Consider the following 25,644-nt stretch of genomic DNA (forward strand, 5'->3'; position numbering starts at 1 on the left):
AATTAATCTTGTAAGACGAGATGAGTACAAAAGCGAGTATCACGCCATACACACTAAAGATATATCTATCCATACTCTAAACACCGAGACACTCAACGCAAAGGAAAAGCCTAATCTTAAACGGGCAAAAAAAGTTTCAACACAGTCTTCAAATCAAACGCTGAACTTAGGTCATTATTTGATTATTGCAAAAGGCTGTGAGCACTGATTTTGACCTGATAATTTTTATCAAAAATAATCCACCGACCATTTACGAAATCTTCCAAAACACTAATCATTATTATCAGTCGGGCTCAGCCTCCGATAGACAGTGATAGACTGCTTAAAAATTATCGAGTGAGAGTCACATGCTAAGACCACTAATTGTTCTGTGTATTATTGTTAGTCAGTGCGCCGTTGCTGATGTTAGCGTACCCAAACTCATTAGCGATCATATGGTGTTGCAACGCGATATCACTATTCCTATTTGGGGTTATGCTGATGATGGCGAGTCTGTTTTAGTTAAACTAAACGGAAAACCGATTGGACATTCCATAGGTAATAAGGGGAAGTGGCAAATCAGTTTGCCAGCCCAAGCAGCCAGTGGCCCTCATCAACTCGACATCATCGCGAATAATCGCCTCACCATCAAAGACGTGTATTTCGGTGATGTTTGGCTGGCCTCGGGCCAATCCAATATGGAATTACCCATGAGACGGGTCGCAGAAGATTACCCTGCTGATATTGCCGACGCTGACTACCCCTTGATACGCCAATTTAAAATACCGCAAATATATAATTTTAAAACGCCGCAAGAAGACTTTGCTTCAGGTTCTTGGTCGCCTGTTACACAAGACAATATCAGCGACGTATCTGCTGTTGCCCTGTATTTCGCTAAAGCGCTGTACAAACATAATGGTGTTGCCATTGGTATATTAAACAATGCATTGGGCGGGTCACCGGTGGAAGCATGGATGAGTGAAGAAGCCTTACAAAAATTCCCCGAATCACTTGCCGAAGGCATACGCTTTCGAGACGATGAGCTAATTGCCACAATTACCGCCGCCGATAAGGCCAAGGATGGACGTTGGTACACTGAATTGAATAAAAAAGACCAAGGCTTAGTGGCAAGCACTCCTTGGTATAGTCCTGAACTTGACGACAGTGAGTGGGATAAATTCACCATTCCAGGTAAAAGACTGCTGACAGAAGGAGAGAACTTCAACGGTGTTTGGTGGTTTCGCAAAACCATCACACTCACTGCCGAGCAAGTCGCCAACGCCAATACCTTACGTTTAGGTCGAATCGTTGATGCAGATGAAGCCTACATCAATGGCATTAAGGTGGGTAACACTACCTATCAATATCCACCTCGGCGTTATTCAATTCCAAACGACTTACTTAAAGAGGGTCAAAACACCCTTGCTGTGCGTGTAATTGCTAACAGTGGGCGCAGCGAATTTGTCGCTGATAAACCTTATTGGTTGGGTACAGACCAACAGCATATTAATATCGCGGGCGACTGGAAGGTAAAAACCGCTGCTGTAATGCCACCTTTAGCAGGTGGTACGTTTATTCGTTGGAAGCCCATGGGTTTGTATAACGGACTAACCGCACCCCTTACCCATTTACCCATAAAAGGCGTCATTTGGTTTCAGGGTGAGTCTAACGTAGGGCAGTGGCATGATTACCACACAAAATTTAGCACCATGATTCAAGATTGGCGCACGAAGTGGGGCCAAGGTGACTTTCCCTTTATTTTTGCTCAGCTAGCCAATTTTATGGAGAAACAAGCGAAACCAATTGACAGTGCTTGGGCACAATTGCGCCAAGCCCAAAGTCAAACCCTCAGCGAACCCAACACCGCGATGGCAGTCACCATTGATATTGGCGAGTGGAACGACATTCACCCAACCAATAAAAAGACCGTAGGTAAGCGCCTAGCGTTGGCAGCACGAGCATTGGCTTTAGGCGAAGACGTGGTTTACCAAGGACCTGAAGTCGCATCAATACAGGTCCAAAATAATGATTTACTGCTAGGTTTTAAACATATTGCTGATGGTTTAGTTCTTAAAAGCACAGATGATCACAGCTTTGCGATTGCTGGGGCAGACGGCCACTTTGAATGGGCCAACGCTGCTTTGATTAATGATAAAATTCGTCTTTCAAGCCCTAATATCAAACAGCCGGTAAGAGTTCGCTATGCGTGGGGTGATAATCCGGATGCCGCTTTGTACAACAGCGAACAACTACCGGCAGTGCCTTTTGATGAAAAAGTGAGTACAAACCCATTGTAAGCGATGGCTTGGCCGCTTGATTTGCTCAGGCTTTGAGCGTTTGCAATCGAATGCATCAGTAGAACCACGCAATAAATAATGTAGCATGGTAATATTCTCCGTCTTTTTTCACATATACATTAAGGATTGGTTTGAATGGCATGGCTGCATAACTTGTTGCTGGTTCTGATTTCAATACCGGTAAAATGGCTGGTTAAAGCCAACACGATCCCCTCGGATTTAGCCCAAGAGCTTGGTATTGATCCGACCAAGCCTATTCTTTATTTATTACGCAGCCACTCAGCTACCGATCAAATTGCCCTGAGTATGTCCGCTGAATCGCTTAATTTGCCCAAGCCCAATAGCCGTATCACCATCGCAGGTGAGCAGCATCGATCCTGTTTATTTTTACTCGAACCAAAATCAGTATTAACGCGAAAAGTAAAAAACACCGATATTGCCCAACAATTTACCCATTTATTTCAACTTCATCGCCTCGATCCCGCCCTTGATATCCAAATCGTACCTGTTTCAATCTTTTGGGGTAGAGCACCAGGTAAAAAGTTTTCAGGTTGGTCAGACGTTATTGCTAATCAAGTATCGCCCAGTTGGTTACGCAAATTTTTTATTGTGTTGTTTTTAGGCCGAGACAACTTTGTTTGTTACAGCAAAGCCGTTTCATCCCGATCGATGGCCGATTTACCGGGCACAGATGCCGAACTCGCCCACAAGCTTATTCGCTTGGCTGGTACGCACTTTCATCGCAGGCGCCAAGGCATTACCGGTCCTTATCTGCTTGAAAAACAAGAACTGTACAACACCGTACTCGGTTCGCAGTCAGTGCGTTCGGCCATTAATGATGAAGCCACCAGTAAAAATATCACTTATCAAAGCGCGCAGACCCAAGCAAAAAAATATATCGATGAGATAGCCGGTGATTACCGAGAAGGCTTGATTCGCTTAGGCGATCGAGTACTGACAAAAATTTGGAATAAAATTTATAACGGCATAGAAGTCCAACACGCACAAAAAGTACGTACCTTAGCGCAAAATGGCCACGAGATTATCTATGTGCCTTGCCATCGTAGTCATATGGATTATTTGTTGCTGACCTATGTCATCTATCACGAAGGCCTTGTTACCCCACATATTGCAGCAGGCATTAACCTTAACTTCTGGCCAATAGGCGGAGTACTGCGTAAAGCCGGGGCGTTTTTTTTGCGCCGCAGTTTTGCTGGCAACAAATTGTATACTGCGGTATTTCGCGAATACCTTGAGTTGCTATTTAACAAAGGCTATTCGGTTAAGTATTATCCCGAAGGCGGGCGCAGTCGCACCGGGCGTTTATTGCCACCTAAAACAGGTATGCTCGCCATGACCTTACAAGGGCTCATAAAAGGGATTAATCGACCCGTTAGTATCGTACCTGTGTATATTGGTTACGAACATGTCATGGAAGTCTCAAGCTATTTGCAAGAGCTCACGGGCTCTGCCAAAAAGAAAGAGTCTATCTTTCACATTTTTTCTGCTATCCGTAAATTAAAAAACTATGGCTACGGTTATCTCAATTTTGGCGACCCAATTAACCTCAGCAATTACTTAGATAAAAACGTGACCAACTGGCGAGAACTGCAACAAGCTGAGCCCGATAAAAAACCGCAGTGGTTGACTCCGGTGGTAAACGATTTGGCTAATAATGTGATGGAGCGCATCAACCAAGCTGCAGCCATTAGCGGCATGTCATTGTGTGCAATTTGTTTATTGTCTGCCAAAAAACACGCCATGACAGAAGATGAGTTACTGCTTGCCATCGAACATCTACTTACTCTGTTGGCGAAGTCGCCCTACAGCGAGGTGTCTACCATTCCAGATATCAGTGCCAAACAGCTGTTGGAAAACACCCTGAAGCTGAAAAAATTTGAAGTCAGTGAAGATACCTTTGGGCGCATCATTAGCCTAAGGGATAAAAACGCAGTACCGCTGACGTATTATCGCAACAACATTCTGCATTTATTCGCGATGCCGGGCTTAATCACCGCCATAATTTTTGCACGCCACAGTATCAGCCGCAGCGATATAAAGCAGCTCATTGCTAAGCTCTACCCATTGTTGCAACGCGAATTATTTATTTATATGTCTCTTGAACACGCCATCGACTATTCAGATTCACTTATTGAAAGCATGTTAGATATGGGCTTGCTCAGCAACCTGGATGACCAACTGACTCCACCAGCACCAAGTAGTAAGGCCTATTATTCAGCGTGGTTACTCAATCGCAGTATTCAAGAAACCTTACATCGTTACGCCGTGGTACTCACCTTGCTTGAGCGTGAGGGTTCGATGAGCCGCGCCGTGTTAGAAAAACGCAGCCAGCAATTTGCTCAGCGTTTATCCTCGTTACATGGCATAAGCTCACCGGAGTTTTTTGATAAAAATGTACTGGGTACCTTTATCAATGCCTTAAAAGAAAATCACCTTGTACAAAGCAACGAAGAAGGCCAATTGCAACATTGTGATGTTAGCGAGGCCTTGCGATTAGACGTGATCAGCTTAATTTCACCTGAAATTGCGCAGCGTATTCAACAAATATAATGCATATCAATGGGCTTGCGTGCAGTGCTGAACTTCAATCGTTACATGCACCAGCCCCAGATCATCAGGTAATTGCGACTTGTATTCGGTAGCGGTTTTCAGTTGATGAGTCACCACCGATATCGCCGCAGAATAAATATTGGGGCCGATAGACCAAACATGTAAGTCGGTGATCTGGCTGTCGCCGTCTTCTTCTATAAAAGATGTCACTTGCTGCGTAAGCGGTTTAGCCGCTTGATGATCTAGGAGTACATTACTGGTTTCTTTTAATAAACCAATTGACCAACGTGCTACCAGCAAACCACCCACTATCCCCATAATAGGGTCCATCCATACCCAACCAAAGTATTTAGCAGCAAGCAGTGCCACAATCGCTAACACCGAGGTCAGCGCATCGGCTATTACATGCAGGTAAGCAGATTTAAGATTGTGATCATGGGAGTGTGCCACTGAAGTTGGTTTATGAGCATGGCCATGCCTGTGATGTTCCCCATGGTCATCAGAGTGAGAGTGACCGTGGTGATGATCATGTTCATCACCGCCCAATATAAATACGCAGATACCGTTAACCACTAAACCGGCAATGGCCACCAATATGGCTTGATTAAACACAATCTCTACCGGGTTGAGTAAACGATGCACACTCTCAACCGCCATAAACACCGCAAACAAACCAAGTAAAATCGCCCCTGAATAACCACCCAAGGCATTCACTTTGCCTGTGCCAAAACTAAATTTTCGATTTTTAGCATTGCGCCGCGCATAAATATAAGCAAATACCGTAATAGTTAGGGCTACCGCATGTGAGCCCATATGCAAACCATCTGCCAGCAAGGCCATAGAGCCAAATACAATGCCGCCGATAATTTCTACCAACATCATTACCAAGGTAATCGCAATGACTAAAATGGAGCGATTTTCACCAGCGCGTTTTTTATCTTGCTCAAAAGTGTGATCGTGTTGTAAGTGCGAATGTTGTTCGGCTTGCATAGTAAATTCGTGTCAGGCTGTCATACCTGCCACCTTAATCGAGGCTCGAGTACGCGACAAGTTGCTACAGAAATTAAATGACTATTTAGCGTTTTGATAAAATCATTTCATCTGTAATTCTGCTAGAATCGTCAACAAATCCGTCAGTCTTTTTTCGTCCTATGTCTCTTGTTACTCTCGCACAATACCAATGCATCTTTGCTGAACATTTCACATTACACATCAAGTACCTCACGATTAAGGCCTTACAACATACGGTTATCTTAGGTGCCAATGGCAGCGGCAAATCAGCCTTAGCGGCATGTCTTGCTGGGCAGGGCGAATATGTCAGTGGCGAACGAGCAGTGAACGCACCTTATGCGTGGGTGTCAGTTGAGCAACAACAGGCCTTGATCGCGGCTGAGCGCCAAAAAGACTGCAGCGATATACTCGATATCATCCCCATCCCCAGCACAGTAGAAGAAATCTTATTTGAAGGCCTTGATTTGCCATATCAAGATCCCGCTTTGCTTGAACATGTACTCTCACTGTTTTCACTCAATACCATGCTGAAAAGACCATTTCGCGCGCTTTCAACTGGAGAAACCCGCAAGTTGCTACTGGCCAAAGCCATACTCAGTAAAGCGCAGTTGTTGATACTCGATGAGCCGTGGGACGGTTTAGATCAGCAAGCCTGCCATGAATTATCAGTCTTGTTTAATACCCTGGCCGAGTACACCACCTTGGTCTTTGTATTAAATCGACTAAGTGAAGTACCTAGGTACTGCCAACAAGTGGTATTAATGCAGGCAGGTGAGATCCAGTGGCAATCATCGAGTAATAGTAGCTTAAGCGAAACCATTCGCCATATTGAACAAGTGCGGCACATGCAGCAAAGTGATTTGAGCTTACCCTCACGCGATGAAGAGCGTTTTGCCCCGCACCCACTTGATGCTTCTGCGCCCTTAGTCAAACTGACTCAGGTTAAAGTCAGTTATGGCGATCACATCGTTTTTCAAGGACTGAACTGGACGATTAGACCAAACCAACATTGGCAGATCACTGGCCCCAATGGTTCAGGCAAAACCTGTTTACTGAATTTAATTACCGGCGACCATCCCCAATGTTACGTAAATGACATTCACGTATTTGGTTTTAAACGTGGTAGTGGCGAGAGTATTTGGCAGATTAAACAATACATTGGCTACATGTCGAATGCCTTGCATTTAGACTATCGGGTTAATTGCTCGCTGTTACAGGTCATTTTGTCTGGCTTCTACGACAGCATCGGGTTATATCAAACCCCAAGTCCCAAACAAAAAGCGCTGGCACAGCAATGGTTAGCCTTGATGTCGCTCACTCATCTTGAAAACACCCCCTTTTTGCAACTGTCTTTTGGTGATCAACGCATGGCTTTAATCGCCCGCGCGATGGTAAAACATCCCGCGTTGCTGATCTTAGATGAACCCTGCAATGGCTTAGATGATATTAATCGCATAAAAGTATTAGCCTTGATTGACTTACTCGCCCGCGAAGGCAACACGACATTACTGTACGTTAATCATCATCAAGAAGATGCAATACCCAGTATTGAACATCATCTGTGTATGACCGACTTTCAGGCCTAATTTGTTATGTCGCTTGAACCCACCTGTTTTATTAAATTTAGTCAGGCTATCGATGGCATCGCTTTGCCGGAGCGTTTTACGTTTCCATTTTATTATCAACCCCATCCACTGTGTATTATCGCCGCTGATGAGCTGCAACAACGACTCAGCGCACCGCAAACTTGGCAACATAACTTTGGATTAACTGACGATCCGAATAACATCATCGGCAAAATGTTTGGTGTGTTATTGGTTAACAATCAGCAAGGGGAATTGGGATACTTAGCTGCCTTCTCTGGTAAATTAGCCGAACAAAATCACATTGATGGCTTTGTACCACCGGTATTTGATTTGTTAGTACAAGATAATTTTTTTCTTACCCAGCAAGTGCATATCAATCAGCTCAATGAACAGATACACGCCCATGAAAATAATTCAGATTTAGTCTTATTAAAACACCAGTTGGCCGCGGCTAAAGCGGCTCGAGATGAGCACATCGCCACGCAGCGAGCAGATATGATAGTTCAGCGCCAAATGCGCAAAGCGCAGCGTATGGCAGGACAAAATGCGCTATCGAGCGAGGCCTTTGCAGCACTCCAGCACCAGCTTAATCAGCAAAGCATCAGCGATAAACTACAGCTTAAAGCCGTGACCTTAGAATGGGACGGGAAACTGGCTCACGCCCAAGCTAAATATGATGAGTTACACTTACCCCTCGTTGATCTTAAAAACCAGCGTAAACAAGCGTCGGCGGCGCTGCAACAACAGATATTTGCACAATATCAATTTTTAAATGCGCAAGGTAAAAGCCTTAGTTTGCAAGAAATTTTTAGTCAAACCGCTTTGCGCACGCCGCCAGCCGGAGCAGGTGAGTGCGCTGCACCTAAGTTATTGCAATATGCCTTTAAACACCAAATGCAGCCTTTGGCGTTGGCGGAATTTTGGTGGGGCGCCTCACCTAAGTCTGAAATCAGGCAGCATAAACATCATTATCCCGCTTGTTTAGGCAAGTGCCAGCCCATACTAGCCCATATGTTAGAGGGCATGGCACTCGACCCCAATCCCATGTTAGTGAATCAAGGCGAAGGAAAACACCTTGACCTGATCTACCAAGATGAAGACATGGTGATCATCAATAAACCCGCTGAGTTTTTATCGGTACCCGGCAAAGACGTGCATGACTCAGTCTATGCCCGCATGAAAACCCAATATCCGCAGGCAACGGGGTCATTGATTGTGCACCGCTTAGATATGTCAACTTCTGGTTTAATGGTCATTGCCCTTAATCCACAAGCACACAAATCGTTACAACGGCAATTTATTCAGCGCACAATTGAAAAATCCTACATCGCCTTGGTTACAGGAATAGTGCAACAGGATGATGGCGTGATTGAACTGCCCCTAAGAGGCGACTTATATGACAGGCCGCGGCAGCTCGTTTGTCAGGAGTACGGCAAACCGGCTTTGACCGAGTGGCAAGTGCTTAGCCGAGATCACGTTAGGCAACAAACCAAAGTCCGCTTAAAACCACATACCGGACGCACGCATCAATTGCGGGTACATTGCGCTCATCCCTTAGGTCTTAATATGCCTATTGTAGGCGATGATCTTTATGGCACTTTAGCTAATCGCCTACACTTGCATGCAGAGCAGTTAACCCTGAATCATCCCCTGAGCAACAAAACCATGTCATTTAATGTGGCAGCTGAATTTTAGCGGTTGCTTACCCTAACAACAGACAAAAAAACGGGCAGCTAATGCTGCCCATTTACGAAAATGATTGCGTAAACCCCTTATTCAGTGCGATAGAGGTAAGTCGGAATAATGGCAACTGACTCCGGCGCTGGGTAGGCAATACTGACGTCTGGACTGACATCACCACCTGCACTAACTAAGATGTTGTCGAAACGCATGACTAATCCATTTGATTTCTCTGCTACGAATAGGTTTTTACCATCAAACATAATATCCACTGGATTACCCAACATCGAATTAGCACCGGCAATATTCACTGCAACATCGGTTAAACCAGAGGCCGCTTTCGCCGCAGGTAATACGTACAGCTTGCCGTCAGTGGCATCTGCTGCACTGCCTACATCCGATAAAATCAATGAGTCACTCGCAGGATCATAATCAATACCATGAATATTAGTCGGTGCCGCTATCGCGACTCCTGATACGGCTGGTGTAATTAAGCGATCTTCACCGCTAATAGTGGTGGTACCTGCAGCAATTTTAGCGCTCACTTGGTCGAATACCGCCACGGTGCCATTGGTTAGAGCGACAAACGCTTTGTCAGTCAAGGCATCATAATCCACATCCCAAGGGCGGGCAGAATCTGATGGAACCAAGCTTAGTAGTGGGCTTATGTCGCCAGCAGCACAACTTGAAAAGATTAAGATCCCTGGTGAGGTAGCATTATTCTCAGCTACAAAAATCAGGCCTTTTTCGGAAGACACATCTAATCCTTTTGGTGCGATTAAACCCGTGCTAGCACCTGCAATCATGCGGTCACGAGAAGGGGTGTAGCTTTCATCATCTCTAAGGGTTGCGACTCGGTTCGCAATAGCGATGCCGCCCATTGCTGTAGTTGTATCGTCAAAGGTAGTGTAGCTGTCACCTGCTAAATCGAAGGTCACGCTTTCGATGCTAATGCCATGGTCAAAACGAGTGAGCTGCGCATTTAGCGCTGAGCTAAAACGTCCTACCATACCCGTAGTGGCACTAGCTGAACTTGGGTTGCTGCTCACGGCAACACCTCGCAATGTGGTGTTTGCTTCCCAGGTATCTGATACATCTGAATAGGTCATTGAAGCAGACATTTCAACCAGAGACTCTGGCTTAGTGGCAGGAGTCACGAGAGAAGGAGCCACATCACCGCTTGGTCCAGAAAATATGTTTGAAAAGACTAAAATAGCATCGTTTGATTTTTCAGCAACTCGTAAATCACTGCCAGACAAGACGATATCGACCGGGTTACCTAATAGGGTTGAAGCGCCAGAAATTGAGCGTTCTACCGTGACATTACCGTCAACACTAGAGGCGTTACCGATGACATAAATAGCTCCATCGCTGGCTGACGCCGCATCACCCACATCACTCAACACTAATTTATCCCTTGAGCGGTCATAAACAATACCGTGAATATTTACAGACATTGCCATTTGCGTTTCATCACTCGGAGTGATGACCCGTGCAGGCATCGCCATAAAACCACCAGTAACATAGTCGTCGTAAACCGCTACCGTACCGTCAGTAAGAGCAACAAATAGACGGTCATTAATTTCGTCATAACTTAAATCCCATGGCTTCGCCGTTGTCATCGTTTCAGCAAGTGGGGCAACATTACCTGCGGCGGCCGAGCCAAATACACTGATACGCATACCATTAAAATCAGCAATCAAAATCAGTCCAGCACCTTGCACAACCTCAATACCTTTGGGGTTAGTCAGGCCTGTCGCTGCCCCAGTAATATCGCGATCAGTATTGGCTTGATACATTGCACCATCACTACGACTGGCTACATGACATAGGGTTCTCACACTGCCTAAACTGCTATCCCCTGCGTGAACCAAATTAGATAAAGGATCTAAGTCGATACCTTCGTTGTTTGCAGAGCTTAGGGTTTTTAACAGGCCTGCGTTTTGGTCCACGACACTGACTGTTCCAGCATTGTCTGCCCCATTATTCGATATAAAGAAGGTTGCTGGCGAAAAAGACGGGCTGCCATTTGCGCCATCTTGGCCATTCATCCCATCTTGACCGTTCATGCCTGGTGCCCCCATATCGCCATCGTCACCATTACAAGCCGTTAGTGCAAATGCAATCGACACACCTAACAAAGTCCTTAAAAATGTTGCTGTAAGGGGCATAGACCCATGATTTTTAGTTGTTTTCATTATTCCTCTCCAATTACCTAGTAAGTGAGTAGTACCAGCAGACGAACTGCACTAACGCTGCCTTTCAAAAAGCCAAACGACTCAGGTAGGTGACTGGATGCAAAAAATGAAAATAAATTTAACAACCTTAAAAAGGTTGAAAAAAAATGGCTTTGTATGGCACTTAATTGACTATGAACTAGGCTATATACACGGATTTATGATGGTTTTCGCAAACGAAAATTTACACGTTCAGCTGCTCATTCAGCTCAAAAGGATAGGACAATGCCAGAATATTTAACGCCTGGGGTTTTCATCAACGAAACCCCTCGTTTGCCGCCACACATCGTTTCAGCTTCAAGTCATATTGCGATCTTTATTGGTTATACAGAGCGACAGAAATTAAACGGCCTTTCTCTTCTGAATATACCCACTAAAATCAACTCACTGCCTGAATTCGAACGCTTTTTTGGGGGTGATGCCCTCCACCAATTTAACATCGATACCACGCAAGGGGCTCAGGTTCCTGATCTAACCCTAGCAAATAAGGGTTACAGCCTGAATCAATGCAGTCAAAATTTTTTACTGTATCGCAGCATCGTCTTATTTTTTAACAATGGTGGTAGCACATGTTACGTGGTTTCTGTAGGTCACTATGGTGCAAACATAAGCCCAAACTCGCTGCTAAATGGATTAAAGGCAATCACTCACGATATACCAGCATCGATTGTGTTGATACCTGACGCGGTAGCCTTAGATAATCAAAATGACTGCACGGCAGTGCAACACGCCCTGCTCAGCCATTGCTCTCAAAAATCTGCTAAACGCTTTGCTATCGTAGATATTTATCAAGGCTATTTAGCATCAAATCGAGCCAATCAAAACGACTGTATCGATTCGTTTTGCCACAACATAGGCAGCCAAAATCTCAGTTATGCAGCCGCCTATTATCCTTGGATAAATACCAGCATAGTTGGCGCCAACGACCTTCATTTCACTGCTATTAAAGCTATAGCCAAGCTAAAAACATTGTTATCTGCGGAGCTAAATATACAGTATTCACAACGAGACAAAAAACAGCACATCATGCGGCAATACGTCCAAGGGATAATTGATATGTTGCCAGAAAACGGCCTTGACCCTCACAAACAAAAACAGAGCGCTCAAACTCAAAAAGCACATCAAATGCTACTTAGTGCTAGCCCATTTTATCAGGCGCTATTCACCACTATGGCTGAAAAACTGAGCCTTTTGCCGCCAAGTGGCGCGGTGTGTGGGGCTTATGTCTTCACTGACTTAAGCACAGGGGTATGGAAAGCTCCGGCCAATATTTCGCTAACCTCAGTTATTAGTCCATGCCAGTTGGTGAATAATCAACTTCAACAAGACATGACAGTCACGCCGTCGGGTAAGTCAGTGAATGCTATCCGCAACTTTATCGGTCAGGGTGTGCTGATTTGGGGGGCGAGAACCCTTGCAGGTAATGACAATGAATGGCGCTATATCAATATCAGGCGCACCATGAATATGATCGAAAAATCTATTGAAGAGGCTTTAAAAGGCCTTGCACAAGAGCCTAATGATCACAACCTATGGACTACTGCTCGTACCATGATAGACAACTACCTCATGCAACTTTGGCGGACAGGTGCTTTAGCAGGCGCCAAGCCTGACGAAGCTTATTTTGTTAGAGTAGGCATCAATCAGACCATGACCTACACCGATATTCAAAAAGGTCACTTAATCGTTGAACTTGGCATCTCTATGCGCAAACCAGCTGAATTTACCTTACTTAAGATCATCCAAACCGTATCAGCCAGTTAAGTAATGTTTAGGCGGCAATGCTTGCTATTTGAACTAAACCGCTAACGGCCTTGGTGGTTAAGTATCACCAATGCTAGCCTTAGGGTTTTATTCAGTCGGTTTGAGTATGCGCCACATCCTTGCTATTTTTCTCAGTGTCTATGTATTTTCATTTTCAATTAGTGCAGAAAACATTCGCTATCATATGACTGTTGCACAAGATGGCAGCGGTGATTTCAGGTCTATTCAAGCTGCAATTGATGCTAGCAAAACGTTTCCTGATAAACCCATCACCATTAATATTAAAAACGGCCTCTACCAAGAAAAAGTGCATGTCTATGAATGGAATCCTCGTGTAAACCTGATTGGCGAAAGTGTAGAGCGTACAATTATCAGCTTTGATGACCATTTCAACAAAATTGCCAAAGGCCGTAATAGCACCTTTCACACCGCCACATTACAAGTTGATGGCAATGACTTTCATGCGCAAAACCTGACTATTCGCAATACAGCTGGGCCCGTGGGGCAGGCCATCGCTCTTGCTGTAACTGCAGACCGCGCAAGTTTTTACCAAACGCGTTTATTAGGCCATCAAGATACGGTGTATGTCAGCGGTGAGGATACCCATCAATATTTTAAGGATTGCTACATAGAGGGCACCACTGACTTTATCTTTGGCAACGCCACAGCAGTATTTGATCACTGCGAAATAAAATCTCTGAGTAATTCTTTTATTACTGCGGCCTCGACGGTGGCGCATAATGACATCGGTTTGGTGTTTTTAAACTGCCGTTTAACCGCTAAAGAGGGGGTAAACGAGGTGTATTTAGGTCGCCCTTGGCGCACCTTTGCTAAAACAGTATTCATAAACTCTGATTTTGGTTCGCATATCACGCCTAAAGGCTGGGATGATTGGAGCAATCAAGCCGCTCATCGTAATAGCTACTACGCAGAATTTAATAATCATGGCCCAGGCGCAAACCCCAAAGGTCGGGTGAATTGGGCACATCAATTAACGCGTGAACAAGCCAAGCAATATCAATTGTCGACTCTACTGGCCTCACCTCATCATCCAAGTTGGTATAAAAAATAGCCGTGCTTGGATAACGTTTACAAATCTAAGCTACTCGAAACTTGCTAATCTTGTTTGCTGCAGTTTCATTATTAATAGCCCAGATTGACGAATTAAAAGCTCAAGACTCCCACTCAATTATTAGCAATATTTAGATAGACTAACGAGGTAGTTTAGCTACTATTAAGCAGTACTTAGCGCTTTAAAAGTGAGTATTGACTGGTTAGGTGCAAGATAAAAAGCCTAGATCTGGAGTTTGTTATTCTTGGCAAAATAACGTGAGATACTAACTAAATGAGGTGAGTTTGCTTGAAAATTTTTCAATCTGTATATCAAAATCAACACTGGCATTCACCCTTGCCACAAAGCGCTAAAGCCCAGTGGTTGCTGGCTTTCGGTGATCATAATGCCATGTCATCTGATGACTTTCGCCAAGAGTTAAAAAGCGCTTTCCCTCAGGCGCAAATTATTGGCTGTACAACAAGTGGAGAAATCCAAGGCAACCTTATTTTTGACAACAGCATTTGCTTAACCGCAGTAGAATTTTCTAGTTCAAACATACACGTGGTTAGTGACGCGATTGGGAACTACAAAAATTCCGATGATCTTATTAGCCACTTACTCTGCCAATTACCCGATGACGGGCTAAAGCATGTTTTTATTATTAGTGATGGTCAGTTAGTTAATGGTAGCGAATTAGTCGATGGTTTGCAGCGTCATTTACCTGAAGGCGTTACCGCAACAGGCGGATTAGCTGGTGACGGTGACAAATTTGAACAAACTACCGTGTGGCATAACGATAGAGTTGAAAACGGTTTAGTTGTAGTGGCTGGGTTCTACGGTGACAACCTAAACATAGGGCATGGCAACTTAGGTGGCTGGCATCCCTTCGGTCCTAAACGCATCATAACGAAGTCACAAGCCAATGTACTGTTGGAGATAGACAATCAACCCGCTTTAGATTTATACAAAAACTTTTTAGGTGAATTTGCTGACGGTTTACCCGCCTCAGCCTTACTTTATCCTTTAGCACTGCAATTAGAGGGAGAGTCAGAGCAACTTGTTCGCACTATTCTATCGATCGACGAAGAAAGCAAAAGCATGGTTTTTGCTGGCAATATGCCAGAGGGCTCAAGCTGTCAATTAATGCAATCTAATTATGAAGACTTAATCGATGGCGCTCAAATGGCCGCCAAGCAAGCGTTATCGTCAAACGAACAAATTCATCCAGAACTCGCCATCCTCATTAGCTGCGTTGGACGACGATTGGTTCTGGGCCAGCGAGTGGAAGAGGAGTTGGAGATTATTGAAGACACCTTTCCTTCAAATTGCGCTTTTAGCGGGTTTTATTCTTACGGAGAAATATCGCCTATTAAGGCGATTGGCCGCTGTGGTTTGCACAATCAGACCATGACTATCACGCTTTTTTCAGAAAACTAAGCTATGCATAAATTGTTACAGCGACAACTTAAGCGCGCACTAAAAGATGAGGCATTTGAAACAGAAAATAATGTTTTGCTGCAATCCATATCCGATGCCTATAGTCAAAACGAACAAACCCTCAAAATGCTTGAGCGCTCATTATTTTTGACCTCAAATGAGCTAAATGAACGCAATGAAACCCTAAAAAACCAACTTGCGTCGATGGAACACGTGCAAGCTCAACTCAAACACTCACTCGGTTTATTGCAAGCCACCTTTGATTCAACTGGCGAAATAGTCTTAGTGTATGATTTAGAAGGAGAGTTGATTTCGTTTAACAGTATGGGTAAGGCCTTTTTTAACGACATTAATTTGACAGAAGTCACCACCTGGAAAGCCTTTTTAGATTATTTGCAAGACAGAGATCAGCTCTTATTACTGGTAGAAGAACTCAAAGAAGACCCGTTAAAAGACTTATCAGGCACCCTAGCAATGCGTGATACACGATGTTTTAGTTTTCGCTCTTTACCCCAAATTCAAGAAGGGAAACTCACTGGCCGTGTATGGTGCTTTCATGACGTTACGCTGCAAAAACAACACGAAGCCACCATCCAGTATCAAGCTTATCACGACAGCTTAACTGGCTTACCTAATCGTGCCCTACTACTTGATCGGATTAAACATTCCCTCGCGATTGCTAAAAGAGAGAAAAATAAATTAGCGATATTGTTTCTTGATCTCGACAATTTTAAAAAGGTTAACGATAGCGAAGGTCATGAAGCAGGCGATAAATTGTTGCAAGAAGTTGTGCGGCGACTGCAAACGAGACTAAGAGAGCAAGATACACTCTCGCGCCAGGGCGGCGACGAGTTTGTTATTTTACTCGAAAACATCCAGTCCGAAAACGCCGTGACCTCCATCTGCCAAGATATCCTAGCCTTGTTAAAAATGCCTTTTGATATTGCTACACGCCAGCACTACGTCACTGCCAGTATTGGTATCGCCGTCTACCCAAGCGATGACGATAACGCATCGGCCCTGATTCGAAAGGCTGACTTAGCCATGTACCAATCAAAAGCAGCCGGAAAAAATGGCCTGCATTTTTACAGCCACGAAGTTGAAAGTAATGCACTGCAACAGCTAGCCATCGAACAAGCCTTACGCAAGGCTATCAGCAACGGCGAACTGCACTTGGAATACCAACCCAAGGTAGATTTAGCGAGTATGCAAATAAGTAGTCTTGAGGCCCTGTGCAGATGGCAACGGCCAAATGGCGACCGAGTATCTCCTGATGTTTTTATTGCGATAGCAGAGCAGACGGGCTTAATTACTGACATCGGCCAAATGGTGATTACAAAAACTTGTCAGCAAATTGCTAAATGGAATCAATTGGATATTTGTAAGACGACAGTGTCGATAAATTTAAGCAGCTTAGAGTTTCAAAGCGAAATACTCATTAAGCATCTTATCGACAGCCTAGAACGTTTTAATATTGAGGGTAGCCAGCTCATTATTGAGTTGACCGAGTCTATTTTTATGGAAGACAAAGACAGTATTAAAGAGACGATGCTGATGTTAAATAAGCTTGGCATTACCTTCGCTTTAGATGACTTTGGTAAGGGTTACTCTTCCTTTAGCTACTTACAGTTTTTACCGCTGCATTATTTAAAAGTCGACAAGGCGTTTTTACAAGACATTCAGTCCAATGCGCAATCATCAACTATCGCTAAAACCATTATTGATATTGGTCATAATTTGGGATTAAGTGTTATTGCAGAAGGAATTGAAGACCAGTTTATGTTGGACTATGTGACGGCTCATAAATGTAACATCGGCCAGGGGTTTTTCTTACACAAGCCGATGATGCCAGAAGCGGTAACGCCACTTTTACCTAAGCTACTCAATGAATGAGGTGATATTTTATGAATAAGCATGAATCAACAGCATCATTAGTTGAATTAGTGTATGTCAGTGTCGCCAGTGTCGACTTTACTCACCAAGATCTTATTGAAATCCTCAAAATCGCGCGAAAAAATAATTACTTAAACGATATTTCTGGTTTGCTGCTATACAACAATAAAGGCAATTTTATTCAAGCCATAGAAGGCCCTGAAAAAGCGATTAATCTATTGTTCGACAAAATCAAACAAGACCAACGCCATGACCAAGTATATCAGTTAGCGTATCGACCAATCAGCAAACGCTGCTTTGCTGATTGGCAAATGGGATTTAAATTACTCGATGATGTGCCTATGCCCGAGGTGCAAGGCTTCTCAGAATTCATGCACCAGGATGCAAATATTAATCACTTTGTTGAACATAAAAACTTTGCCTTAGAATTACTCGATTACTTTAGAAAAACCAACACTAATTAGGCCATCCAGCTAATCGAGTAACTACTCACCGAAGATTGACCATCCGGTCTTTTGCGCCAATATCTCAAGGGCATGAGTGCCTAACTTACTGTTGCCAATTGCATCAAGTCCAGGCGACCACACCGCTATTGATGCTTTACCCGGTGCAATAACCAATATACCACCGCCCACGCCACTTTTACCCGGTAAACCCACTCTAAATGCAAACTCACCCGAACCATCATAATGACCGCACATCAACATCAATGAGTTGATGCGCTTCGCACGATTGGGTGACACAACGGCATAACCCGTATGTGGATTGATGCCATTATTGGCTAAAAACAAACCCGCTGTGGCAAGTTGCTGAGTATTCATGGCGATAGAGCAATGATGAAAATACGTGCCGAGCACCGCATCAACTGGGTTTTTAAAATGACCGAAAGACGCCATAAAATGTGCTAAAGAGGCGTTTCGGTCACCGGTTTCTAACTCTGAGCGCGCCACTTTTTCATCAATGGCAATACTGTCATCATTCGCTAAAAAACGCACAAACTGTATAATTTCAGCCAAGGCTTCTTTGGGTTGATGGCCCTGCATAATGGCATCAGCAATCGCGATGGCGCCAGCGTTAATGAAAGGATTTCGGGGTTTACCGTGCTCGTGTTCCAGTTGCACAATAGAATTAAACGGGTCACCTGAGGGTTCACGACCAACGCGTTGCCAAACCCGCTCCCCTAGTTTGCCTAGTGCTAAGGTAAGAGTAAAAACTTTAGAAACACTTTGTATGGAGAATAGGGTGTGTGCGCAGCCCGCGTGATAAACCTCGCCATTTGTCAGGGCGATACTAATGGCGAACTGGTCTGGGTTAACACTTGCAAGCTGCGGAATATAGGATGCGACAGTGCCCTTGTTAGGCACCAAAGCCATCTGCGCAGCGATATCATCTATAATAGTTTGCACAGACAACTCCGGATGACACTTAACTAAAACACACCTTTCAAATCAGATAAAAAGAAACGATAGGCCGGATTATGGGTTTGCTCTTCGTGTTGATAATTTAGCGCGGCTAAGTGTTGATCAAAATCAGTACGTTGCTCAGGTGGAATTTCAAAACCACACAACACTAAGCCCGCGGCTGCGCCATGATTGCGATAATGAAACAAGGTAATGTTCCACGTTTCACCCAAGGTATTTAAAAACTTCATCAGGGCGCCGGGGTATTCAGGAAATTCGAATGAAAAAATATGTTCGTTTTGCAAATGTGCTGGGCGACCACCCACCATATACCGCACGTGCAACTTAGCCATCTCGTTTTCACTAAGATCAAAACATTGGTAGTCATGCTGAGCCAATGTCGTGCTTAATTCTTTGAACTCTGCCCTACCACCACGCAATTTAATACCCACAAAGATATGGGCCTCGCCCTCGGTAGCATAGCGGTAATTAAATTCGGTAATGATACGACCACCTAATAACTCACAAAACTGCTTGAACGCACCAGCACGCTCTGGAATTTTAACCGCAAATACCGCTTCTTTTTGCTCGCCTAACTCGCAGCGTTCAGACACATAACGCAAGGTATGAAAGTTAATATTAGCGCCACACAAAATACCGCCGAAGGTATGCCCTTGCATCGGATTTTGTTGTAAATATTTACGAATACCAGCAATCGACAATGCGCCTGCAGGTTCAGCTATCACGCGGGTGTCATCAAAAATATCTTTAATTGCCGCACAAATTTCATCAGTAGAAACCGTGATCACCTCATCGATGTATTGTTGGCATAAACGAAAAGGCTCAGTTCCGATGGTTTTTACTGCCACGCCATCTGCAAAGATCCCTACAGAGGGCAATGGCACAGGCTTACCCGCTTTGATAGCGGCTTGCAAACAAGCAGATTCATCTGATTCTACGGCAATAATTTTTAGATCGGGCTTAAGTTGCTTCAAAAAAACCGAGATACCCGCTGCCAAACCACCACCACCTACCGCGATAAATAGGGTATCGATATGAGGGTTTTGCTCGAGGAGTTCACGACCAATGGTGCCTTGGCCAGTAATAACATCTTCATCATCAAAGGGGGCCACCATGGTATATCCATGGACTTGCGATAAGCGTAGGGCTTCATCTTTAGCTTGGTCAAAGCTGGTGCCATGCAAAATCACATTGGCATACTCACCGCCGAAACTACGCACTGCATCTACCTTGATGTCAGGCGTGGTTTCTGGCATCACAATATGCGCTTGTATTTTTTTCCGCTGTGCCGAGTAAGCTACTCCTTGCGCGTGGTTACCGGCAGAGGCAGCCACCACGCCAGCTTGCAACTGCTCATCAGATAAGCTGGCTAACTTATTGTAGGCACCGCGTAATTTAAATGACTTAACGGGTTGTTGATCTTCACGCTTTAACCAAATTTCATTGCCTAAAGTAGCCGACAACTTATCAAGTTTGACCAAATCACTTTTGACTGCCACATCATAAACGGGTGCCAATAAGATGCGTTTTAAATAATCGTTGGCTGACAGGCTCATTTAATCTTCCAACATGGCAGCATTACGCACTGCGCCTTTATCAGCGCTAGTGGCCAATAAGGCATAGGCTTTCAGGGCTAAGCTGACCTTGCGCTCACGGTTAAGAGGCTTCCATGGTTTGTCGCTGGCATTCATTTTTTCACGGCGATGTTGCAATACCTCATCTGAAATATCCACGCCGATAAAACGAGCAGGAATATCAATGATAATGTTATCACCTTCTTCTATTAAGCCGATGCCACCACCACTTGCGGCTTCTGGTGAACAATGTCCAATAGACAAACCTGAGGTACCACCCGAAAAACGCCCGTCGGTGATCAGCGCACACTTCTTGCCCAAACCTTTGGCTTTAAGATAGGTTGTTGGGTACAGCATTTCTTGCATACCAGGGCCGCCTTTAGGACCTTCGTAACGAATAACGACCACGTCACCTGCTACCACCTGATCACCTAAAATAGCGCTAACGGCCTCATCTTGACTTTCATATATACGCGCACGCCCGGTAAACTTGTGGATAGACTCATCCACGCCTGCCGTTTTTACAATACAGCCGTCTTCAGCAATATTACCAAACAAAACAGCCAAACCACCTTCTTCGCTGAAGGCATGTGCTCGGTCGCGAATACAGCCATTTTCGCGGTCTGTATCGGCAGTCGGGTAACGGCAATCTTGGCTAAAGGCTTTGGTAGTGCGAATGCCAGCAGGGCCCGCTCGGTAAAAAGTTAAGGCGTGCTCATTGGCCGGATTAGTTATATCCCATTCACTGATCACTTCGCCCATGGTTTTACCCAGTACATGCATGCTGTCGCCATGCAATAAACCCGCTTTGTTCAACTCATTTAATATACCCAACACGCCACCAGCACGGTGTACGTCTTCCATATGATAAAGTGGTGTAGAAGGCGCAACCTTACATAGGTGTGGTACTTTGCGCGATAAACGGTCGATATCTTCAAGGGTAAAGGGCACTTCACCTTCAATCGCAGCAGCTAACAAGTGTAAAATGGTATTGGTTGAGCCGCCCATGGCAATATCGAGTGTCATCGCGTTTTCAAAGGCTTTAAAATTAGCGATGTTGCGAGGTAATACGCTTTCATCATCTTGTTCATAATAACGTTTACACAGCTCAACAATTTGTTGACCTGCTTTAATAAACAAACTTTCGCGGTCGGCATGGGTGGCTAACATTGAACCATTGCCGGGCAAAGACAAACCTAAAGCTTCGGTTAAACAGTTCATGGAATTGGCGGTAAACATACCAGAACATGAGCCACAAGTAGGACAAGCTGAACGCTCTACCTCACCACTTTCTTCATCTGATACATTACTATCAACACCCGCTACCATGGCATCAACCAGATCAAGTTTGATAATTTTGTCAGATAGCTTGGTTTTACCCGCTTCCATTGGACCACCTGATACAAATATTACTGGCACGTTCAGGCGCATTGAGGCCATCAACATCCCCGGAGTAATCTTGTCACAGTTCGAGATACATACGATGGCATCAGCGCAATGAGCGTTAACCATGTACTCCACGGCATCGGCAATAATTTCGCGAGAAGGCAAACTGTACAACATACCGCTGTGGCCCATGGCAATACCGTCATCTACAGCGATGGTGTTAAATTCTTTTGCCACACCGCCCGCCGCCTCAATACTACGCGCAACCAATTGTCCCATATCTTTTAAGTGAACATGGCCCGGCACAAACTGAGTAAAAGAATTAGACACCGCAATAATTGGTTTAGTGAAATCTTTATCAGTCATACCCGTGGCGCGCCATAAGGCTCTGGCACCAGCCATATTTCTGCCTTGGGTGGAGGTTGCTGAACGTAACTTTGGCATGTTTGACACCTTTTATAATCTGTAATGGAAGCAGTAATATCTGCCTAAAAACCTTTAGAATTTTTATTGGTGGTGCGGATAATGCCCACCAATAAAAAACCCCCGGACGGTGGTGCGGGGGTCTAGTTAGCTAACCTTTATGTCAGCACTATCCCCGCAATGAAATAATCACAACTACTATTCTCAGCCACGCTGTTATGAATAAGTTGGGCACAAGATCGCACTCCTGAGAGCTGGGTATAGGGCTTTAAAAATAATAAATCGTCACTGCATGTATTGGTAACACGAACCTAAACTAGCAAGCAAGCTCTGTTATATGCTTTTTTGAAGGAGTATATATTCAAAATGGCCAATTATACCCGTGACTTGCCACACATAAATCTAAGCGCGTATGATGAGCGCCGCAAAGAGGTGGGGTTAATATGATCACGTGGTTACATTGGGTAGACTTAGTCGGCGTTGCCGTTTTTGCTGTATCAGGCACATTGATGGCCTATAAAAAGAACATGGATGGTTTTGGAGTTGTTGTTCTTGCATCTGTAACGGCCATTGGTGGTGGGACATTGCGCGACATGATACTCGATTTACCGGTGTTCTGGGTTCAAGACCCCAGTTTCTTTTACGCCATACTCGCGGCAGCCCTGATTACCATTATTTGGTTACGTACTAAAAATACCTTCCCCTTAGGCTATCTGTTATTTGCCGATGCTATTGGTTTAGCTTTTTTTAACGTGATGGGTTTGCAAAAAGCGCTGACTTACGGCGCATCGCCGCTTATTGCCATTGCGCTGGGTACCATGACCGGTGTATTCGGTGGTTTAATTCGTGATGTTATTTGTCGCGAAATCCCTCTGGTGCTAAAAGGCGAATTATACGCCACTGCCTGTATTCTTGGCGGCGCTTGCTACATGGGTGCGATGTCATTAAATTTGAGCCCGATTTTGTGCTTAAGTACCGGTTTTGCCATTACTCTTATTTTTCGGCTTGGCGCCATGAAATGGCATTGGCATTTGCCCGTTTTCCAAGCTCATGACAAAGTAGAATAAGTACTATTGCCATTGCATGTAATAAATTTCGAATAATGCTGACTATGGAGTATTGCGATCTATCTTGGTCTCAATCAATGCCGTCATTTAAAAAGAGGATAGCAAATGGAACTTGAAGTTCAGCAAATCTGTAAACAGTACGCTCAGGTGCAGGCGATTAATCGATTATCGTTTGGTGTTAAAAAAGGCGAGATATTTGCACTATTAGGGCCAAATGGGGCTGGCAAGTCATCACTGATCCGCATGCTGAGTGGTTTTACCCAAGCCGACTCCGGACAAATTAAAGTCAGCATAAACAATCGCTATTATCCCTTTATCCCTTCTCACGCCTTAGGCTATTTACCAGAAGATCGTGGCTTATACCCCGAAAAGTCAGTGCTCAAAAACATTGTCTATTTTGCCCAACTCAATGGGGTAGATAAAACGGCCGCCATTAAAGAAGCTAAGTATTGGTTAGAACGCTTTGATTTATTAGATCGTATCGACGCACAGCTAAAATCCTTATCCAAAGGTAATCAACAAAAAGTACAGTTAATTACCGCGGTCATTCATCAACCTAGTTGGGTCATATTGGATGAGCCATTTTCTGGGCTCGACCCTATTAATCAAGAAAAGGTTGTACAATTTTTGGCTGAGTTAAAAGCCAAGGGTATGACCGTTATACTTAGCGCTCATCAAATGGCCATGGTGGAAAAGCTAGCTGATAGAATGTTGCTACTCAATAAGGGCCAGTGCGTTTTTTACGGCACACTACATGCCATCCGCCAACAGGCTAAGGTGTCAGGCGTATTAACCGCAAAATTTTCTGAAAACATAGATGAAAAGCGTATCACCAGCTTACTTAAAGACTCTGCTTATCAGTTAATCGATTCACACACTTTACGTATTAATTTGAGTAATCAACATGTTTTAAACGACCTGTTGCTCATTTTGCCTAGACTTGGCGAGTTAGTCAGTTTGCACAGTGAAAAATTAGATCTTCACCAGCTATATCTATCAGCAATTGCTAACCATGGAGAAGCCAACAGTGATAAATAAACCAAGTAAATGGGCGCAAACATGGTTGGTTACGTCTTGGGAATTCACCCATTTTTTTAAATGGAAACAAGAACTGGTTTCAAAACTCATTATGCTTGGTATCGGGCTACTGGTTTTTGTATGGCAACAGGTTAAAGACGACACCCAGGACATGTATCGCATTGCCGTATCTGAGCATATCAATCTGCCGCAAAACACTGATAACTTTCAGTTTATTCATACCAGTCTCGATTTACAGACGCTAAAAATCGAGTTAAGCGAGCAACAAAAGTGGGACGCTATACTCATTGAACAGGACCTTGCTGACGGCAGTAAACAAGTGAGTATCTACAGCCAAGATAAACAGGCGTGGCTTGAACAACTGCAACAGCAACTCATACAACACTACACTCTCAACTTCGCCACTCGCTTAGGTTTACAAGAAAAACAGTTAGCCGTATTAAACGCGCCAGCACGTTTTGATTTCAGCTATTTAGATGAACGTATCAAATCAGATGAAAAAACCAGCAGTTCCACCGCAGTGGGTATTTTAGTATTGCTACTGGCAGGCATGTTTACCTCATTTGGCCAACTATTTGCCAGTGTTACGGGAGAAAAACAACAGCGGGTTACTGAACAGCTTTATGCCTGCATGAGTCCACAAACTTGGATTGATGGCAAGATCCTCGGACAAATGTTGCACGCGATAAAAGCCATGACCAGCGCCGCACTTACTGGTTTATTGGGCTATGCCTTTTTCTCTGTCATTATCGGTGGAAATAGCATTGATATGCGTGTTATCGACTGGGCAATGCTGCCCTGGTTTGCCTTATTTTCACTCTGCGGGATTTACTTGTGTACAGCCTTCATGGCAGCTATTGCTGCTGCCATCGACGATCCAAATCACAGCGCCAAAACCAGCATCATGTTATTACCCTTAGTGCCGATTATTTTAACTTTTTTGGTCATGGATAGCCCATCAGGCTGGGCCTTGCAGTTTTTGAGTTATTTTCCGCTGACATCTTTTGCGGCTATGCCAGTGAGAATGTCGGTCCTTGAAGTACCACTGTGGCAACCGCTCTTATCATGTGCCATGTTACTCATGTTAAACCTGTGGATGAGGGGCGCCGCGGGGAGACTCTTTAAAATGGGCATGAACATGTATGGTAAAGAGCCATCAATGAAACAAATGATTAGCTGGACGATTAGCGATCGTTCGACCGGCTAAAGCTTTAAATTCGCATTTT

Annotated in this window: 18 protein-coding genes; 13 read left to right on the forward strand and 5 right to left on the reverse strand. The window is 44.3% G+C overall.

The genetic code is table 11. The annotated features are described in order from the left end of the window. From NWQ57_RS09735 to plsB, 3 genes are all read left to right on the forward strand, one after another. A partial coding sequence (locus NWQ57_RS09735; RefSeq protein ID WP_306021956.1) for a hypothetical protein occupies positions 1–208 on the forward strand: 208 nt, incomplete at its 5' end. A 139-nt stretch (positions 209–347) separates the two neighbouring features. Continuing rightward, positions 348–2,276 carry a sialate O-acetylesterase gene (locus tag NWQ57_RS09740; RefSeq protein WP_306021957.1) on the forward strand — a complete coding sequence of 643 codons (1,929 nt, stop codon included), beginning with the start codon at positions 348–350 and terminating at the stop codon, positions 2,274–2,276. A 135-nt stretch (positions 2,277–2,411) separates the two neighbouring features. Beyond that, positions 2,412–4,847, forward strand: coding sequence for a glycerol-3-phosphate 1-O-acyltransferase PlsB (plsB, locus tag NWQ57_RS09745; protein WP_306021958.1), 2,436 nt, complete (start codon positions 2,412–2,414; stop codon positions 4,845–4,847). A 6-nt stretch (positions 4,848–4,853) separates the two neighbouring features. On the opposite strand, the gene dmeF is transcribed toward plsB, so the two are convergent. Beyond that, the gene (gene dmeF, locus NWQ57_RS09750) at positions 4,854–5,837 is read right to left on the reverse strand and encodes a CDF family Co(II)/Ni(II) efflux transporter DmeF (protein ID WP_306021959.1); all 984 of its coding nucleotides are present in this window, start codon (positions 5,835–5,837) and stop codon (positions 4,854–4,856) included. Between the two features lie 161 nt (positions 5,838–5,998). Between dmeF and modF the strand changes: the two genes are divergently transcribed. Together modF and NWQ57_RS09760 are read left to right on the forward strand one after the other, a co-directional pair. After that, a complete protein-coding gene (gene modF / locus NWQ57_RS09755) occupies positions 5,999–7,444 on the forward strand; it encodes a molybdate ABC transporter ATP-binding protein ModF (RefSeq protein ID WP_306021960.1) in 1,446 nt (481 codons plus the stop codon). 6 nt (positions 7,445–7,450) lie between these two features. Then, positions 7,451–9,139: an RluA family pseudouridine synthase gene (locus NWQ57_RS09760; protein ID WP_306021961.1), complete on the forward strand. Its 1,689-nt coding sequence runs from the start codon at positions 7,451–7,453 to the stop codon at positions 9,137–9,139. A gap of 77 nt (positions 9,140–9,216) precedes the next feature. Here NWQ57_RS09760 and NWQ57_RS09765 read toward each other — a convergent pair whose 3' ends face one another. Next, positions 9,217–11,322 (reverse strand): hypothetical protein, encoded by a 2,106-nt coding sequence (locus tag NWQ57_RS09765; protein WP_306021962.1) that lies wholly within the window; start codon positions 11,320–11,322, stop codon positions 9,217–9,219. A 264-nt stretch (positions 11,323–11,586) separates the two neighbouring features. On the opposite strand from NWQ57_RS09765, the gene NWQ57_RS09770 reads away from it, so the two are divergent. From NWQ57_RS09770 to NWQ57_RS09790, 5 genes are all read left to right on the forward strand, one after another. Next, entirely contained in the window at positions 11,587–13,125 is a 1,539-nt protein-coding gene (locus NWQ57_RS09770; protein ID WP_306021963.1) for a phage tail sheath C-terminal domain-containing protein, read from the forward strand. A gap of 70 nt (positions 13,126–13,195) precedes the next feature. After that, entirely contained in the window at positions 13,196–14,197 is a 1,002-nt protein-coding gene (locus NWQ57_RS09775; RefSeq protein WP_306021964.1) for a pectinesterase family protein, read from the forward strand. Between the two features lie 288 nt (positions 14,198–14,485). Continuing rightward, positions 14,486–15,616 (forward strand): FIST signal transduction protein, encoded by a 1,131-nt coding sequence (locus tag NWQ57_RS09780; protein ID WP_306021965.1) that lies wholly within the window; start codon positions 14,486–14,488, stop codon positions 15,614–15,616. A 3-nt stretch (positions 15,617–15,619) separates the two neighbouring features. Next, complete coding sequence (locus NWQ57_RS09785; RefSeq protein ID WP_306021966.1) at positions 15,620–17,509, forward strand: bifunctional diguanylate cyclase/phosphodiesterase; 1,890 nt, start codon at positions 15,620–15,622, stop codon at positions 17,507–17,509. A gap of 11 nt (positions 17,510–17,520) precedes the next feature. Beyond that, entirely contained in the window at positions 17,521–17,973 is a 453-nt protein-coding gene (locus NWQ57_RS09790; RefSeq protein ID WP_306021967.1) for a BLUF domain-containing protein, read from the forward strand. 21 nt (positions 17,974–17,994) lie between these two features. On the opposite strand, the gene NWQ57_RS09795 is transcribed toward NWQ57_RS09790, so the two are convergent. The 3 genes from NWQ57_RS09795 to ilvD are packed head-to-tail and all read right to left on the reverse strand — an operon-like array spanning position 17,995 to position 22,334. After that, on the reverse strand, positions 17,995–18,915 hold the full coding sequence (locus NWQ57_RS09795) for a glutaminase (protein ID WP_306021968.1): 921 nt from the start codon (positions 18,913–18,915) through the stop codon (positions 17,995–17,997). Positions 18,916–18,938: 23 nt separating this feature from the next. Then, positions 18,939–20,486 carry a threonine ammonia-lyase, biosynthetic gene (gene ilvA / locus NWQ57_RS09800; RefSeq protein ID WP_306021969.1) on the reverse strand — a complete coding sequence of 516 codons (1,548 nt, stop codon included), beginning with the start codon at positions 20,484–20,486 and terminating at the stop codon, positions 18,939–18,941. After that, positions 20,487–22,334 carry a dihydroxy-acid dehydratase gene (ilvD, locus tag NWQ57_RS09805; RefSeq protein ID WP_306021970.1) on the reverse strand — a complete coding sequence of 616 codons (1,848 nt, stop codon included), beginning with the start codon at positions 22,332–22,334 and terminating at the stop codon, positions 20,487–20,489. It lies immediately after the preceding gene. A gap of 422 nt (positions 22,335–22,756) precedes the next feature. Here ilvD and NWQ57_RS09810 point away from each other — a divergent pair, with 422 nt between their 5' ends. The 3 genes from NWQ57_RS09810 to NWQ57_RS09820 all read left to right on the forward strand — a co-directional run bounded on the left by NWQ57_RS09810 (position 22,757) and on the right by NWQ57_RS09820 (position 25,625). Next, the gene (locus NWQ57_RS09810; protein WP_306021971.1) at positions 22,757–23,380 is read left to right on the forward strand and encodes a trimeric intracellular cation channel family protein; all 624 of its coding nucleotides are present in this window, start codon (positions 22,757–22,759) and stop codon (positions 23,378–23,380) included. Positions 23,381–23,485: 105 nt separating this feature from the next. Beyond that, positions 23,486–24,418: an ABC transporter ATP-binding protein gene (locus tag NWQ57_RS09815; RefSeq protein ID WP_306021972.1), complete on the forward strand. Its 933-nt coding sequence runs from the start codon at positions 23,486–23,488 to the stop codon at positions 24,416–24,418. Beyond that, positions 24,408–25,625: an ABC transporter permease gene (locus NWQ57_RS09820; RefSeq protein ID WP_306021973.1), complete on the forward strand. Its 1,218-nt coding sequence runs from the start codon at positions 24,408–24,410 to the stop codon at positions 25,623–25,625. The genes NWQ57_RS09815 and NWQ57_RS09820 overlap by 11 nt, the downstream gene beginning before the upstream one ends. Positions 25,626–25,644: the final 19 nt, after the last annotated feature.

This window comes from Paraglaciecola sp., from assembly GCF_030730205.1.
GTDB lineage: Bacteria > Pseudomonadota > Gammaproteobacteria > Enterobacterales > Alteromonadaceae > Paraglaciecola.